The organism is Novosphingobium colocasiae (assembly GCF_014652555.1).
In the GTDB taxonomy this organism is placed as follows: domain Bacteria; phylum Pseudomonadota; class Alphaproteobacteria; order Sphingomonadales; family Sphingomonadaceae; genus Novosphingobium; species Novosphingobium colocasiae.
In genome coordinates this window covers 315,560-330,920 of sequence record NZ_BMZA01000001.1, presented here as the reverse complement: position 1 = coordinate 330,920, position 15,361 = coordinate 315,560, and the positions used below count along the sequence as shown (strand labels likewise).

Below are 15,361 nucleotides of genomic sequence, written 5' to 3'. Positions count from 1 at the left end.
CAAGCCCGCATCACATGACAAGAGGCGCGAAAGAGGATGCACCCTTCGATCCACGCGACCCGCACCCCCGGCAAGGCGGCGGTCATCATGGCCGGCAGCGGCGAGACCATCACCTATGCCGAGCTGGAGGCGCGCGCGAACCAGGGCGCGCACCTGCTGCGTTCGCTCGGTCTGAAACGCGGCGACGGCATTGCCCTGATGCTGGAGAACACGCCGCGCTTCTTCGAGATCGTGTGGGCGGCGCAGCGGGCCGGGCTGTATTACTCGTGCCTCTCCACCCGCCTTGCGGTGCCCGAAATCGCCTTCATCCTGGCGGATTCGGGATCACGCGTGCTGGTCGCCTCGATGCCGGTGCCCGATGACCTGCCGACTGACGGCATCACCGTGTTCGCCCCCGGCGCGCGCGATTTCTTGGCAGAGCGCGCGCCGTTTCCGGAAACGCCGATCGCCGACCCGTCGCCCGGTAACGACATGCTCTATTCGTCGGGCACCACCGGGCGGCCCAAGGGCATCCGGCCGCCCTTGCCGGAAGGGCCGCTGGACCAGACCAACGCGCTGACCGAGTTCGGCCGCACCAGCCTGGCGATGCGCGAGGACAGCGTGTTCCTGTCCCCCGCCCCGCTCTATCACGCCGCGCCGCTGCGCTGGTGCATGACGATCCAGAAGCTGGGCGGCACTGTGATCGTGATGGAGAAGTTCGATGCCGAGGCGGTGCTGGCGCTGATCGAACGCTATCGCGTAACCCATGCGCAGTTCGTGCCCACCCACTTCATCCGCATGCTCAAGCTGCCGGCAGAGGTGCGTGCGCGCTACGATCACTCATCGCTGCAGGTGGTCTACCACGCCGCCTCGCCCTGTCCGGTGGAGGTCAAGCACGCGATGATGGACTGGTGGGGGCCGATCCTCCACGAATTCTATGCCGGCACCGAAGCCAACGGCCTTACCGCGATCGGTCCGCAGGACTGGCTGGCCCATCCGGGCTCTGTCGGTCGCGCGATCTGGGGCAAGGTGCGCATCTGCGGGGAAGACGGCGAAGAACTGCCGACCGGCGAAGTGGGCGCGATCTATTTCGCCGATGGCGCACCTTTCGAATACCACGGCGACCCGGAGAAGACCCGCCAAAGCCGCAACCGCCATGGCTGGACCACGCTCGGCGATGTCGGCCGGGTGGATGCCGAAGGCTATCTCTACCTGACCGACCGGCAGAGTTTCATGATCATCTCGGGCGGGGTCAACATCTACCCGCAGGAGATCGAGGACGCGCTGGTCACGCATCCGCGCGTGGCGGATGTCGCGGTGATCGGCGCTCCGGACGCGGAGATGGGCGAACGGGTGGTCGCCGTCGTCCAGCCGCTCGATTGGGCCGATGCCGGGGAAGACCTGGCGCGGGAGTTGATGAGCTGGCTTGATGGCAAGATCGGCCGGATCAAGATGCCGCGGCAAATCGATTTCGATCGCGAGTTGCCGCGCCATCCCAACGGCAAGCTGCTGAAACGCATCGTCCGCGCAAGATACTGGGAATAGGCGATCACCCGCTCCCGCCCGACCGCGGCGTGGCGGGTGCAGTTCGTTCGCCAATATCATTCGACGATGTAATGGGTCTCCTTTGGGCAGCCGGCTATCCAGCGACTTTGTGCCGGGATATGGACGCGAGGGCCCGGCAACGGTAATGCCCGCCCATGGAGGGCTCCGAACCAACGATGACGAACGCCGCGACAAATGGATCTGCGCGCAGCGCTGCTGCGGAACCGGAAAGCGCAACCGACAAGGTCGCCGACGCCATCACCCAGGGCATCCGTTCGGGCGTGTTCGTGCCTGGCCAGCACCTGCTCGAACCCGATCTGACGCGCCGGCTCGGCATCAGCCGGGGATCGCTGCGTGAATCGCTCAAGCACCTGGCGGCGGCCGGGATCGTCACCCTCAGCCGTTATCGCGGGGCCTATATCGGCCTGCTGGATCGCACCGCCGTCGCGCAATTGCTCGATACGCTGGAGCCGCTGGCACGCCTGGCCGCCCGGCTGGCGGCGGAAAACTGCACCACGCCCGCCACGCGCAGCCAGATGGAACGGGCCGACGCCGATCTGGAGGCCGCCGCCCGCAGCGGCAACCGCGCCACCTATCTCGAAGCGCGCCGACGCTTTTACGACGCGATGATCGACATCGGCGGCAACCGCGAACTGGCCCGGGTCATCCCGCTTTCGCGCACCGACCTGATGCGGGCGCAGATCGAGACGGTGCAGACCGAAGTCCACCGCAAGCGCCACGCTTCGGGATATGGTCCGATCGCGCGGGCGATCATCGCCGGAGACGCGAAAAAGGCCGATCTCGCCGTCAAAAAGCACTTCGACGGCACCCGCAGGACGATGCTTGATCTGCCGGACAGCGCCTTTCCCGGCATGTCCTGATCGCGGACAGCGGACAGCCGCCGGAGCAGGCCGAAACATCGTCCCGCCGCCTTTTCTGCGCGCTCAGGCCGCCAGCAAGCGGACCAGCGGCGCGGAATATTCGACCAGCGCGCCAGCTTCGGCCAGCACTTGGCTAACGGTGCCGGCGCGGTCAGCCGGCACGGCAATCTCTTCGCCGAGCAGCTCGATCCGGGCTACGGCCTCGCCCGCCGCAACGGTGCTGCCGACCGGCAGAGCGGACAGGAACGAGGCGATGTGCGGGGCCACCACGATCAGGTCTGCGCCGGGATCGCCCGCAGGCGCTGCGTCTGCGCCTGCCGTCACTTCGCCCGCCAGCAAGGGATTCGCTGCGCCGTCTGGCGAGGAGAAGAACGCCTCGTAATCGCCCAGCCGGATGTGCATGTCCTTGTACCCGGAATGGCGGAACAGCCGCAGGAACGTGCGGGTATCGCTGACAAGCTCGCTCATCTCAGGCCACCTCCTCGATCATCGCCAGCAGCGCCGGCAGGACCGGCTCTGTCACGATGGTGCGCACGCCCTGTGCCCGCGCCAGCCGCGCCGTATCGGGATTGGCGAGCGCCGCGCCTTTCGCCGCGACCGCGCCATGCAGCAGGCTCTTGAGCCCATCCGCCTCGCCATCCGACAACTGCGCATCGACATCGACGCAGCCTTCGACACCCCCGGCATCGGCCGGACGCAGCACCTGAACCGTGCTGCGGGCGCGGGCCCAGTCGATCAACCGGGCAAGCCGCGCGTCCGCCGCCTCATCGGGCATCTCTACCGGCAACTGCCCGGCATAGACCCGCCCGCTTTCACCATCGACGGTCACGATCGCGCCGGGTTGCGGACCCTTGCCGACGCCGACCACGCACGGCCGCCCGAGGGCCCGGCTGACGACGGCGGCGTGCGAAGTGGAGCCGCCCTGTTCGGTGACCACGGCAACTGCCGCGATCATCCCGTGGATATCGTCTGGGCTGGTGGTCGAGCGTACCAGCACCACCGCTTCGCCGGTGCGCGCGCGCCTTTCAGCCTCGTCGGGGTCGGTCACCACCACGCCGCAGGCAACGCCGGGACAGGCCCCCTCGCCCTGCGCGGCAACCGCAGCCGCGTCGAGCGCGCCGGAACCCAGCCGTGGCAGCAGCAGCGCCTGCACCTGTTCGGGGCTGACCCGGGCCAGCGCCTGGCCGACATCGATCAGGCCCTCGCCCACCATGTCCACCGCCGCACGCACCGCCGCGTCGGGCGCGCGCTTGGCCGAGCGGGCCTGCAGGAGATAAAGGACGCCGCTCTGCACCGTGAACTCGATATCCTGAATATCCCGGTGCTCGGCCTCCAGCCGGGCGCAGGCAGCCAGCAGCGCGGCATGCGCCTCCGGCTCCATCGCCGCCATCGCATCGAGGCCGAGCGGCGTGAACTTGCCGGAGACCACGTCCTCGCCTTGCGCACGCGGCAGGTATTCGCCGTAGGGCAGCGGTTCGCCGGTCAGCGGATTGCGGCTGAACAGAACCCCGGTGCCGCTGTGCTCGTCAAGGTTGCCGAACACCATCGCCTGGATGGTAACCGCAGTGCCCATATCGTGGGGAATGTTGTTGTGATCGCGGTAGCGCTTGGCCCGGCGGGTGTTCCAGCTTTCGAACACCGCTCGCACCGCGCCCAGCAGCGCCTCGCGCGGGGTGGCCGGGGCAGCGACCTGCTCGCGCCAGCTTTGCGGCGCGGCGCCATGGTCGAGTTCGACCGGCAGCTTGAGCACGATCGAGGCGTAGAGTTCCAGGAACCGGCGGTGTGTATCGCGGGCAAAATCGGGCAGGCCCGATTCCGCCGCCAGTGCCGCTTCGGCGGCATCGTCGATGCCCAGGTTCAGCACGGTGTCCATCATCCCGGGCATCGAAATCGCCGCGCCCGACCGGACCGAGAGCAGCAGCGGCCGCTCCGCCCCGCCGAACTGGCGGCCGGTCGCGGCATCGAGCCAGGCCAGCCCGGCATCGATTTCCGCTTCGAGGCCGGCGGGAAACGCGCCCTGCTCCAGATAGGCGAGGCAGGCCTGCGTGGTGATCACGAAGGCCGGCGGCACCGGCAGGTCCATTGCCCGCATAAGGGCGATGGACCAGGCCTTGCCGCCGATAAGGCGGCGGTCAGGCAGCGTCGATCCGTCCAGGCGGACGGTCCAGTTCTCGGCAGTCATCAGGGCTTATTCCTCCCGGACCCGCCCCATGACGCGGAGCAGGTCCTCATGCAATTCGAACCATACGGTGTGGTAGCTGTCGCGACGGATATCGCTGACCCATTCGTGCTCGCCATCCTCGGCGGCCTCGAGCGCGGCCAGCAGCTTCTGCGCGTAGATGGCAAGGCGCGGCCATCGGGCCGAGAGCGCCGCCAGGATCGGCTCGACCTGTTCGTGAATTTCACCCAGCCGGTCGATCACGTCTTCGTCGTGCGCGCGATCGCTGTGGTCGTTGGCCACCTTGTTGCCGCCGATCGTGACGGTCTGCCAGTCGGTGATGACCTGCTTGAGCGTCTTGTTGACCCGTTCGAACGCGAGATAGGCGGTTTCAAACGCCTTGTCGGCGCGCAAGTGGCCGAAGTGGCGGCTGTAGCGCCCTTCCAGCGCCACCCGGGTCAGCGGTGCCAGGATATAGGCTCCGCCCGCATCCACCACCCGCCCGGTTGCCACGGCCTGGTCCAGCAACGCGGACACGCGCGGTTCGGGCAGGCCGACCAGTTCGGCGATGGCGGCCGGACCCGCGTGGCGCTTGATCGCGACGCCGTGGAACACGAGATCGCGCTCGTCGATCACAGCCCCGCTCATGCCACCGCTTCCTCTGGAACGATCCGCCACACCCGGCCCACCCGTTCCACACCCTGCTGGTAATCTTCGGTGGTCTTGGCCTGCGCGCTCGCCTCGATAATCACCGTGTCGCCGTCGGCGATCCCGGCGATTTTGGCGTTCATCAGGCAGGGAATGTTGTATTCGCGCGTCAGGATGCCGAGGTGCGAGCGGACGGTTCCGCCGGCGCAGATGACCCCGGCAAACTGTTCGATGATCGGCGCGGTCAGCGTGCCGCCCGAATCGTCGATCACCGCGACGGTGCCCGGGGGCACCCCGTTGGTCAGGTAATCCAGCACCCGTTCGTTCGTGCGGATGAACCGGGCGACGCCGCGCCGGTCGGCTTCGTGGCGGACCACGTTATCGCCCACTCCGGCCAGCGCCCGTCCTTCGCCATCGGGCTCGCCCTGCGGCGCGTCGGGATGCGCGAAACTCTCGTCGATCCGGTCGCCATCGCCGCGCGGGCGGTAGATTTCGGGCGCTTCCGCCACCGAGATACCCGCCGACCAGTCGAACCGGTAGCCGGTCGAGAGGACGCGCCGCTCGATCTCGGCCGCATCAGCGGCGGTGAAAGCTTCGGCGCTGCCCCGGAACGTGTCCCAGTCCTGGCCCGAAGCGGCCAGCCGACCGCGCAGGGTTTCATGCATCAGGCTCAGTGTCGCCTCGACCAGCGGCGATGCCGGCGGCTTGTCGCCGATCCTGGCATCCATCGGCAAACCCGCCTCCATGCCTCTCTCCTTGTCTTGTCCGAGTCCGTTGCCCGTCATCGCGGATGTGCCGCGTCGGCACCGGGCTGTCAAGCGTATGACGGATGAAATCGTCCGACGATATTGACGGAAAAGACGAATCCGATTAGCCTGCCCGCAAAGAAATATCGTGGAGCGAATGCGTGAACGCCAAGGCCGTGCTGTCCAAGCCCAACCCCCGGGTGCTGATCGTCAACGACGACGGGATCGATGCGCCCGGCATCGTCCTGCTCGAAGAGATCGTGCGCCAGTTCACGGATGACATCTGGGTCGTCGCCCCGGACGAGGAGCGCTCGGGCGCGGGGCATTCCCTGTCACTCTCCTATCCGATCCGCATCCGCCAACGCGACGAACGCCATTTTGCGGTCAAGGGCACGCCGACCGATTACGCGCTGCTGGGCGTTTACGAACTGCTCGGCGATCGCAAGCCGGACCTCCTCCTTTCGGGCATCAACCGCGGCCCCAATCTGGCCGAGGACATCACCTATTCGGGCACCGCTTCGGCTGCCATCGAAGGGGCGATGCTGGGCATCCCGTCCATCGCGCTCAGCCAGATCTGGTCCTACAACACGCCGGTCCACTGGGAGACCGCGCGCCATTATACCGCGCAGATCCTGCCCGGCCTGATCGACATGGCATGGACGCAAGGCAGCTTCGTCAACGTCAACTTCCCTCACTGCCCGCTCGACGAGGTGACCGGGGTGCGCGTGACCACGCAGGGCATGCGGCCGCCCGGATCGTTCCGTCCCATGCGCCGGGTGGATGAACGGCATGTGCCCTATTACTGGATCAAGATCGCCTTCCCCGATGGCGGCGCGGCCGAAGGCAACGACCTTGCCGCCGCGCGCGACAAGGCCGTTTCGATCACGCCGATGCAGCTCGACATGACCGCTTACGACCAGCTCGACGCGATGCGCGCGCGGTTCGAACGGGCCGGGATCGTCCAGCCGGCATGACCGCCACCCCGGCCCCGCGCGATGCCACCACCGGCACGACCGAGAAAGTGGCCGATGCCATCCGCAACGGCATCCGCACCGGTCAGTTCGTGCCCGGCCAGCATCTGGTCGAGGCCGAGCTGACGCTGCGCCTGCAGATCAGCCGATCCTCGCTGCGCGAGGCGCTGCGCCACCTCAACGGCGATGGCATCGTTGCCATCCACCGCTATCGCGGCGCGCATATCTGCCGCCTGAGCCGGCGCGACACCCGCGATCTGCTGGCGGTGCTCGAACAACTGGTGCGCCTCGCCGCGCGGCTGGCGGCGGCTTCGACCCACGAAAAGCGCGCGCTGATGGACGCCGCGCTCGACGCCGCGCGCCGCCATGACGAGGACGGCGACCACCGCTCCTACATCGCGATCCGCCAGGCGTTCTACGATTGCCTGTTCGAAGTGGCCGCGAACCGCGAACTGCCGCGCGTCACCCCGCTGCGCCGCGCCGATCTGTTCCGCGCCCAGATGCGCCCCTACCAGAGCTGGGAACAGCAGCAGATCCACACCGCCGGCTACCGCCGGATCGCCCAGGCCGTCGTCGCCGGCAACGTGGAAGCCGCGGAAGCGGCGGTGCAGGCGCTGTTTGCGGAAACCCGCGCGATGGTGACGGCCCTGCCGGACGCGGCGTTCGAAGAGGGGTAGGCCGCGACGCCTTGCGAAGTTTACAAAGGTTACACCTTGTAACTTTCCAGATCGGCCATATCATATTGAATTATATATTTTTTATGGCGATTTGCGAAAGTTACAGATGAACGGGCAAAATCACTCGCCAGCCGCTCACGCCGAGCCGGTATCGCCCGCCCTGCCGCCATCCTCGTCCCAGTCATCGCCATCGTCCGACGCGCTGTTGCGCCAGATTTCGGGCCCTTGCGCGACGCGCGACAGAAGCGCGCGGAAATCGTCGACCTCATAGCCGGCCGCTTCATGCCAGTGCGGTGCCGGCGGGCGCAGGAGCGCGTGGCGCATGGCGAGCAGCGCCACGGTCAGCCGCTCGTCGAACCGCCGCGAAGTACCGACCAGTTCGCCCTTGTGGAAATGCGGCACCTCTACGCCATTGAGCGCCCGCTCCATGGCCGCTTCGGCAAGCCGGTCGAAAGCGGACTGAAAGGCGGCATCCCACGCCAGATCGAACGGCTCGCCGCGCAGGCGCGCGCGCAACCGATAGGCCGACTGCCGCGTCATGCCGACGCTGCGCGCCGCCTGATCGACGCTATGCGTGGCGGCAAGGGCGCGCAGGAACCCGGCCTGGCGTTCGAGCGTCCAGCCGTCGCGGCGGACGGCGGGCAGGGAAACGGCCCCCTGCTGGCCTTTTCGCGATGTGGTCATCGGCCAGTTTAGGACAGATTTTCGGGGAGTAGGAAAGTGGGAAGTGGGATGGGCGGTGTGAGCCATCGGACCTGTTCAGTGAATGAAGGCGTCGATAATGGTGCCTGGCCCACCCCGCTGCGACTAGCTTCGCCTGCGGCTCAGCAAGTCTCGCTCCCCTCCCGCAGCGGGCGGGGACACGCGCGTTCGCCCGCCCGCTTGCGGGAGGGCCGGAAGGCTTGGCGGTGTACCGCCTAGCCGGACGGGGTGGGCCGAGGCGATGTGCGCAGCCGCCGGAGGGCCCCGGAAACAAGTGCCGTAGGTGTCCGGGATGACGAGGAAGGAGATCTGTGCAGCGTGGCCGATCAGACGAATGCTGCCTGCCTCAGTTAACCCTCGACAATGCGTTGCCGGAACCAGTCGGCCAGTTCATCCTCGGACAGATGCAGCACATCACCGGGACCCACACGCAAACGCGCCAAAAAGCCCTTGAACAGGACAAACCCGGCGGAATTTGCCGATCTTGAGGGTGGTGGTCGTACGAGAATTATAACAAACGCAAGTTAGGGGAAAATAACGAGAATGAGGCACATCCCAACCTTCAAGGACCACCCAACGCATTATTCTGGATGGATGAGGCCTGTTAGTATGTATTCAATCTTCTCGCGACCGTCAGGACGACGAACATTCCTGACCCTTACAGAGGCGCGCCACGCCCTTCCGATGAATTGCTCGTCATTTTCGATGCGCTCAAGAAAATCGGCACTAAGACGTGCATCTATTGGGCCAGAGATGATCTCTTCTGTCCCTCCCAAGTTAAACTCGAACCTACGCGCTACCGGCATGACCCCAACCAGCGTGCCTGCAATTTGGTCTTCACTTTCAGTTACTTCAGTCCGCTCAACGCGCTGATAAGCGCGCTCGACCTTGGCTTCATCAAGTTCTATTTCATTATTATCCTCAACAAGTTTGAACTTTGCACCTTCATTCCTCAATAATTCGATAAAATATTTCACTGAGAGAAAGGTCCGACTATCAATATCGTCTATGGCTTTCTCAAATATTGCGTCTGAAGGATCCGAAAAATCGTGGATGATTTGGGATATAGCAGTCACGGCATCACGCAGCGAAGTGTCGAACATTTGAGCTTCCTCGCTGTCTTCCTCAAGCCGAAAGCCAAACGAACCATGCACAACGTCGACAATATTCATACGGGACAAGCTACGCTCTGGTACCGGCCCCCTCCTTCCAAGCGCTCTACCCGTCAAAGAATTCATGTGCTTCGACAGTGCAGATTGGTATGATTGGAGGGCTTTGCCAGCAAACTCTGCGTCAATACCCCTGGAGCCATCGACGGGTTTGCCATAGAAAAGCAGGGTCACATCGGCGTGATGCTTCTGTTCGCCAAGCTCGGCGAGTTTTTCCTCTATCTTTTTAACCCGCTGACGTAATGAAAGTACCCCTAGCGGGTCAGCATCGCCGGCCTCTGCAATCAGCGATTGGAGGCTCGCAAGTTCGCTCTCCAATGCGGCACGATGGAGCTTACTCATTTTCGGTAACTCCACCCAATGCGACTATTGCCTCAGTGTCGTCTTCATGTAGCGGTAAAGCTAACATACCCTTCCATTGAAATGTTTCGCGTCGGTGCGAGAACAGCCCGCTCCAATACGCAGCCTGCCGAGCGACCAGATACGGAACCGAGTTCAAGTCGACAAAAAAAGTATCGCAAGTAAATTCTTCGCGATTTCGAGTTCGATCAAAAATCCCGCCATTTCCCTGCTCATGCACGAAATCCCTCCAACCCTGCAAATTCAGGGCCAAGCTTTCGGGACGATATGCCAGCGTCACCACGTCGATATCATTTGGTTGCCTTCCGTCTGCCTCGACATCTTCAGTGAAGCTACCGTCCAACCACTGGAAACCTGATACGATACCCTTTTCACGCAGTTGAGAACGAAACTGGAACAATCCTTGTAGTAATCTACGCCGGTGGCTGGATGTGGAAAAACGCTGCACAAGCTCAATAGCAGTGCAATTATAAGGGGAAGACCATGCCATCTGAGCGCCGGGTGTTCCGCCAACGAATGGCGGCAAAACGCCGTTCAAGTTAAACGGTGGTATCAAGCTATTCCCCTTTCCCCGTACAAAGACGGAAATCGGGAAGTAAATCAAGGAATTTAAGCAATCTATTCCGGAAAGTTCGCCTTCTTGACCTTCGTCTTCACCCCACTCAAACCCTCAATCCCGCTCCCGGTCCCCTGCGCCGATGTAGAGCTGGCGGCCGATTTCCTCGTACTTCTCGCTCATCTCCGCCATGCCCTTTTCGGCGGCGTCGGCGGTGAGTGCCTGTGCCTCTCCACCATGCTGCGCATGGTCCCCCTCCCCGGCACGGGGAGGATTGGCGGCGACGAACGCATCGACCGGCTGGTTCTGCTTTGCCGCGAATTCGCGGACTTCCTGGGTGATCTTCATCGAGCAGAACTTGGGGCCGCACATCGAGCAGAAGTGCGCGCTCTTGGCGCCTTCGGCGGGGAGGGTCTGGTCGTGGTACTGCTCGGCCGTATCGGGATCGAGGCTGAGGTTGAACTGATCGCGCCAGCGGAATTCGAAGCGGGCGCGGCTGAGCGCATCGTCGCGCAGCTTGGCGGCGGGGTGGCCCTTGGCAAGATCGGCCGCGTGGGCGGCGAGCTTGTACGTGACCACGCCGACCTTGACGTCATCGCGGTCCGGCAGGCCAAGGTGTTCCTTGGGCGTCACGTAGCAGAGCATCGCCGTGCCGTACCAGCCGATCATCGCCGCGCCGATGCCGCTGGTGATGTGATCGTAGCCCGGCGCGATATCGGTGACGAGCGGCCCGAGAGTGTAGAACGGAGCCTCGCCGCAGGCTTCGAGCTGCTTGTCCATGTTCTCCTTGACCTTGTGCATCGGCACATGGCCCGGACCTTCGATCATCACCTGCACGTCCTGTTGCCAGGCGCGCTTGGTCAGTTCGCCCAGCGTATAGAGTTCGGCGAACTGCGCTTCGTCGTTGGCGTCCGCGATCGAGCCGGGGCGCAGGCCATCGCCCAGCGAATAGGCGATGTCATAGGCCTTCATGATCTCGGTGATCTCGTCGAAGTGCTCGTAGAGGAAGCTCTCCTTGTGGTGCGCAAGGCACCACTTGGCCATGATCGAGCCGCCACGGCTGACGATCCCGGTGACACGCCTGGCGGTCAGCGGGATGTAGGGCAGGCGCACGCCGGCGTGGATGGTGAAATAGTCCACGCCCTGTTCGGCCTGTTCGATCAGCGTATCGCGGAAGATCTCCCAGGTCAGATCCTCGGCGACGCCGCCGACCTTTTCGAGCGCCTGATAGATCGGCACGGTGCCGATCGGCACCGGGCTGTTGCGGATGATCCATTCGCGCGTGTCATGGATATTGCGGCCGGTGGACAGGTCCATCACGGTGTCCGCGCCCCAGCGGATCGACCAGACCATCTTGTCCACTTCGCTCGCCACATCGCTGGCGACGGCGGAGTTGCCAATGTTGGCGTTGATCTTGACCAGGAAATTGCGGCCGATCGCCATCGGTTCGCATTCGGGGTGGTTGACGTTGCTGGGGATGATCGCCCGGCCGCGCGCCACTTCCTCGCGCACGAATTCGGGGGTGACATAGTCCGGGATCGCCGCGCCCCAGTCCTGCCCGTCACGGACGTATTCCTTGAGCATTTCGCGGCCGAGGTTCTCGCGCACCGCAACGTATTCCATCTCGGGCGTGATGATGCCGCGCCGGGCATAGTGCATCTGCGACAGGTTGGCCCCGGCCTTGGCCCGCAGCGGGCGCTTGACGACGTTGGGGAACGCGGGAACCCCGGCCGAACGGTCAGGCCCCTTGAGGCCGTTGTCTTCCGGCTTCACCGCCCGCGCATCGTAAGCTTCGACGTCGCCGCGCGACAACTGCCATTCGCGGCGAAGCTGCGCCAGCCCGGCGGAGATATCGATGGTGACGGCAGGATCGGTGTACGGGCCCGAGGTGTCATAGACACGCACCGGCGGCTCACCGCTGGACGGCTCCAGGTGAATTTCGCGCATGGCGACCTTGAGCGGGCCGACATGGACCTTGTTCGATCCCCGGATCGGTCCGGTGGTGACGCCGATTTCCAGCTTGGAATTGATGTCGGCCATGCGCTTCTTCTCCATCGGGACGGAAAACGAGCGGATTGCCGGAATGCAGGCCGTCCAACTCCCTCCGCCCGTGCTAACGGGTTCAGGTTCGACGGGTCGTGCGGAGCTTAACCCGCACCTCTCAGCCACTAGCTGGCTCCCCGGTGGTGGGCGGATGATAGAGAGAGTGGAGCGGCGCGTAAAGGGGTGGCGGGCGGAGGCCGGCAAAAGGCCCCCGCCCGCGACGGATCATACCAATGTCGCTCTCTCCCCTTCAGGGGAGAGATACGCAGGCTTGGCGGCTTGCCGCCTAGCCGGAGTAGAGAGGGGGCAAAGCGGCGCAGTCCCCCTCTCCCAACCCTCTCCCCTGAAGGGGAGAGGGCTCTGCGTTCGGATCAATGAGCCTTGGTATCAGTAGTCGTAGCCCAGCTTGATGCCGAACATCTGCGGTGTGGTGGGATAGGCGCGCGAATATTGCCCGCAGATCTGCGTCGCACAGACCGAATTGAGCGACAGAACGCCGTGGCTGCTGAACGCATTGTCGAGGAACGCGGAGACGCGATAGTGGTCCCAGTTGATGCCGATCGAGAAATCGACGGTGGTGAAGGCCTTGGTCGGCCCCACCGCCGCGAAGTCCGCATCGGTGAGGAACGAACGGGTGCCGCCCTGATGCGAAACGGTTCCTTGCGCGAAAGCTTTCCCCGATCCGACCGGCACTTCATACCGGGCGGTGGCGTCGCCCTTGAACCTGGGCATGATCGGCAGGCGGGTCCTCTTGGGCGCGGCGGGCGGATCGCCGGGGTTGCAGACGATGTTCTTGGTGACCGGATCGACCTGGCAGAAGTCAGTCGTCAGCTTGGCGTCGACGTAGGTGCCCGCCGCCGACAGAATCAGCCCGCCGAACCGCGCGGCGATATCGCCTTCGATGCCGTAGATCCGGGCGTCACCCGCATTGTAGGTGTTGGTCACCCCGTTCTGGCCGAGCGGGACCAGACCGAACTGGAGCTTCTTCCACTTCTCGTAGAACGCCGCGCCATTGAGGGTGACCGGCCCGAAGCGAGTCTTCCAGCCCACTTCATAGTTGTCCAATGTGTCCGACTTGAACGGATTGACGCCGGGGCGGCGGTTGTTGCCGCCAGGGCGGTAGCCGCGTGACACGGTGGCGTAGACCATGACGTCGGGCGTCATCTGGTATTTGACGCCGGCCTTGTAGATCATGCCCGATTCGTCGCTCGCCTTGTCGACGTTGTGGCATGGCACGGCGGGATCGGTGGACGGCGTGGAGATCAGGCAGTTCCTGGCCGTGGCCGTGCCGGAAAAGCCTGAGATCGTGTTGTGCGACATGAACCCGCGCATGCCGGCAATCAGGGTCACATCGGGGACGATGTCGTATTCCGCCTGCGCGAACACGGCGTAGTCCTGATCCTTGCGCTTGATGCGGGTGCGGAACATCGTATCCGACCCATCGGCGAACTGCGGCAGCCAGATGGGGCTGACGACGCTGCCGAAACCCTTGACGTTGTAGTCCGCAAAGATCTTGTCGGTCTGGATCTGCATGAAGGCACCCGCCGTCAGCCGGAACGGCTTGTCGGACGGCGAGGCGATGCGCAGTTCCTGCGTGAACTTGGTGTACTTGTCCTTGAGGATCGCGTTCTGGGTGGGATCAAGGAATTCGCCGGGGTTGTTCGGGTCCGGGAAATAGGTGGCGTAGCCGTGGTAGCGCGATCCGCTGCTGGTGTAAGTATAGGTATCGTAAGCGACCGAGTAATAGGAATAATCCGGCCGGTTATCGACCTTGCGCCCGAAATAGCCGCCCGCATAGGTCACGTCCCAGTCCGACAGCTTGCCGGTAATGGTCAGCGCCGCCTGATACCATTCATCCTTGTTGGAGCTGGGCAGGTAATCGGTAACCTTGAGGTAGCCCTTCTTGGGATCATACAGGAAGCCGCCGTTGGCCTTCTGGTGCTGGTAAATGATGGACGGCGTGACCGACCAGTTGCCATCGAGATCGATACCCAGCGCGGCGCGGCCGCCGTAAGTCTCGACATCGTTATAGTCATCCTTGACCAGCGCGGCGTTCGTGACCGTCTTGTTGGTCGCGGTATTGCCGGGATCGTTTGCGTTCTCGGGGGTGTCGGGAACCGGCGGGCCATCGTCGAGCGTGAAGGTGCGGGTGCCGGGGATATTGTCGATATACCCGCCGTCCTTCTTGTAGAAGCCGCTTACGCGCAGGGCCATCGTCTCGCTCAGCGGGATATTGACGTAACCTTCCAGGCTGCCGCCAAAGTCGCCCTTACTGAACTTGTTCGCTTCCGCATCGACCGAGGCGCTGAACGCGGTGGGATCGGGCTTGTTCGTGATGAGCCGCAGCACGCCCGAGAGCGAGGACGCGCCGAACAGGGTGCCCTGCGGGCCGGCCAAAGCTTCGATGCGGGCGATATCGTAGACGTGGAAGTCCACCGTGCCGCCGATGGTGGTGACGGGGATATCATCGATGTACATCGAACTGGTGGGCAGCGGGCCGATATGCAGGCCATCGCCGCCCGAGGAAACGCCCCGGAAGAATATCTGCGACTGGCTGGGGCCGAACGACTGGAAGCTGACGCTGGGCAGAATCTTGGCATAATCGTCGAATGAGGCGACGTTCTGCTCCTTGAGCTTCTGCTCACCCAGCACGTTGATCGAAAGCGGCACCTTCTGGAGGCTTTCCGATCGGCGCTGTGCGGTGACGATGATATCGCCGCCGCTGTCAGCCTCTGACGCCGCCGCAGGTTCGGCCTGCGCGCGTGCAACGACCGGTATGACCAGCGACGTGGTGGAGAGCAGCGCACAGGCGAGCGGTGCCGTGCGGATTGCCTTTATCATGTGTGAACCCCCTGAGACCCTGCAGGAAGCGCCATCATTTGTTACATTTGCCTGCGCGCAAAGCTTTTTTTGCGGTGCGACATGA

The 15,361-nt window shown here is 64.1% G+C and carries 13 protein-coding genes and 1 riboswitch; of the genes, 4 read left to right on the top strand and 9 right to left on the bottom strand.

Going from position 1 to position 15,361, the window contains the following annotated elements:
• Positions 1-36 precede the first annotated feature (36 nt).
• The gene (locus tag IE122_RS01615) at positions 37-1,524 is read left to right on the top strand and encodes an acyl-CoA synthetase (protein WP_189619336.1); all 1,488 of its coding nucleotides are present in this window, start codon (positions 37-39) and stop codon (positions 1,522-1,524) included.
• A 176-nt stretch (positions 1,525-1,700) separates the two neighbouring features.
• Positions 1,701-2,405 carry a GntR family transcriptional regulator gene (locus tag IE122_RS01610; protein WP_189619335.1) on the top strand — a complete coding sequence of 235 codons (705 nt, stop codon included), beginning with the start codon at positions 1,701-1,703 and terminating at the stop codon, positions 2,403-2,405.
• A gap of 63 nt (positions 2,406-2,468) precedes the next feature.
• Here IE122_RS01610 and IE122_RS01605 read toward each other — a convergent pair whose 3' ends face one another.
• Genes IE122_RS01605 through IE122_RS01590 form a run of 4 tightly spaced genes read right to left on the bottom strand, consistent with a single transcriptional unit; the run spans position 2,469 to position 5,957 of the window.
• Positions 2,469-2,873 (bottom strand): acyl-CoA carboxylase biotin carboxyl carrier protein subunit, encoded by a 405-nt coding sequence (locus IE122_RS01605; RefSeq protein ID WP_189619334.1) that lies wholly within the window; start codon positions 2,871-2,873, stop codon positions 2,469-2,471.
• 1 nt (position 2,874) lies between these two features.
• Entirely contained in the window at positions 2,875-4,587 is a 1,713-nt protein-coding gene (locus IE122_RS01600; RefSeq protein WP_189619333.1) for a pyruvate, phosphate dikinase, read from the bottom strand.
• A 6-nt stretch (positions 4,588-4,593) separates the two neighbouring features.
• Positions 4,594-5,211 (bottom strand): hypothetical protein, encoded by a 618-nt coding sequence (locus tag IE122_RS01595; protein WP_189619332.1) that lies wholly within the window; start codon positions 5,209-5,211, stop codon positions 4,594-4,596.
• A complete protein-coding gene (locus tag IE122_RS01590) occupies positions 5,208-5,957 on the bottom strand; it encodes a PEP-utilizing enzyme (RefSeq protein WP_189619331.1) in 750 nt (249 codons plus the stop codon). Before IE122_RS01590 ends, IE122_RS01595 begins: the two co-directional genes overlap by 4 nt.
• A gap of 161 nt (positions 5,958-6,118) precedes the next feature.
• Between IE122_RS01590 and surE the strand changes: the two genes are divergently transcribed.
• Together surE and IE122_RS01580 are read left to right on the top strand one after the other, a co-directional pair.
• Entirely contained in the window at positions 6,119-6,931 is an 813-nt protein-coding gene (gene surE, locus IE122_RS01585) for a 5'/3'-nucleotidase SurE (protein ID WP_229813625.1), read from the top strand.
• On the top strand, positions 6,928-7,605 hold the full coding sequence (locus IE122_RS01580; RefSeq protein ID WP_189619330.1) for a GntR family transcriptional regulator: 678 nt from the start codon (positions 6,928-6,930) through the stop codon (positions 7,603-7,605). The genes surE and IE122_RS01580 overlap by 4 nt, the downstream gene beginning before the upstream one ends.
• 135 nt (positions 7,606-7,740) lie before the next feature.
• On the opposite strand, the gene IE122_RS01575 is transcribed toward IE122_RS01580, so the two are convergent.
• The 5 genes from IE122_RS01575 to IE122_RS01555 form a co-directional block, all read right to left on the bottom strand.
• The gene (locus IE122_RS01575; protein WP_189619329.1) at positions 7,741-8,289 is read right to left on the bottom strand and encodes a hypothetical protein; all 549 of its coding nucleotides are present in this window, start codon (positions 8,287-8,289) and stop codon (positions 7,741-7,743) included.
• Between the two features lie 599 nt (positions 8,290-8,888).
• Entirely contained in the window at positions 8,889-9,818 is a 930-nt protein-coding gene (locus tag IE122_RS01570; RefSeq protein ID WP_189619328.1) for a hypothetical protein, read from the bottom strand.
• Positions 9,811-10,374 (bottom strand): DUF6932 family protein, encoded by a 564-nt coding sequence (locus IE122_RS01565; protein ID WP_373299100.1) that lies wholly within the window; start codon positions 10,372-10,374, stop codon positions 9,811-9,813. Before IE122_RS01565 ends, IE122_RS01570 begins: the two co-directional genes overlap by 8 nt.
• Positions 10,375-10,506: 132 nt before the next feature.
• The gene (thiC, locus tag IE122_RS01560) at positions 10,507-12,432 is read right to left on the bottom strand and encodes a phosphomethylpyrimidine synthase ThiC (RefSeq protein WP_189619326.1); all 1,926 of its coding nucleotides are present in this window, start codon (positions 12,430-12,432) and stop codon (positions 10,507-10,509) included.
• Positions 12,433-12,474: 42 nt separating this feature from the next.
• Positions 12,475-12,585: riboswitch (TPP riboswitch) on the bottom strand.
• Between the two features lie 237 nt (positions 12,586-12,822).
• Positions 12,823-15,276, bottom strand: coding sequence for a TonB-dependent receptor (locus IE122_RS01555; protein ID WP_189619325.1), 2,454 nt, complete (start codon positions 15,274-15,276; stop codon positions 12,823-12,825).
• Positions 15,277-15,361: the final 85 nt, after the last annotated feature.

What these genes read in the sequence shown, in the direction of transcription:
- IE122_RS01595 (WP_189619332.1), bottom strand. Translation starts at nt 5,211, where the DNA reads ATGAGCGGGGCTGTGATCGACGAGCGCGATCTCGTGTTCCACGGCGTC.
- thiC (WP_189619326.1), bottom strand. Translation starts at nt 12,432, where the DNA reads ATGGCCGACATCAATTCCAAGCTGGAAATCGGCGTCACCACCGGACCG.
- IE122_RS01600 (WP_189619333.1), bottom strand. Translation starts at nt 4,587, where the DNA reads ATGACTGCCGAGAACTGGACCGTCCGCCTGGACGGATCGACGCTGCCT.
- IE122_RS01555 (WP_189619325.1), bottom strand. Translation starts at nt 15,276, where the DNA reads ATGATAAAGGCAATCCGCACGGCACCGCTCGCCTGTGCGCTGCTCTCC.
- IE122_RS01610 (WP_189619335.1), top strand. Translation starts at nt 1,701, where the DNA reads ATGACGAACGCCGCGACAAATGGATCTGCGCGCAGCGCTGCTGCGGAA.
- IE122_RS01575 (WP_189619329.1), bottom strand. Translation starts at nt 8,289, where the DNA reads ATGACCACATCGCGAAAAGGCCAGCAGGGGGCCGTTTCCCTGCCCGCC.
- IE122_RS01615 (WP_189619336.1), top strand. Translation starts at nt 37, where the DNA reads ATGCACCCTTCGATCCACGCGACCCGCACCCCCGGCAAGGCGGCGGTC.
- IE122_RS01580 (WP_189619330.1), top strand. Translation starts at nt 6,928, where the DNA reads ATGACCGCCACCCCGGCCCCGCGCGATGCCACCACCGGCACGACCGAG.
- IE122_RS01605 (WP_189619334.1), bottom strand. Translation starts at nt 2,873, where the DNA reads ATGAGCGAGCTTGTCAGCGATACCCGCACGTTCCTGCGGCTGTTCCGC.
- IE122_RS01590 (WP_189619331.1), bottom strand. Translation starts at nt 5,957, where the DNA reads ATGGAGGCGGGTTTGCCGATGGATGCCAGGATCGGCGACAAGCCGCCG.
- IE122_RS01570 (WP_189619328.1), bottom strand. Translation starts at nt 9,818, where the DNA reads ATGAGTAAGCTCCATCGTGCCGCATTGGAGAGCGAACTTGCGAGCCTC.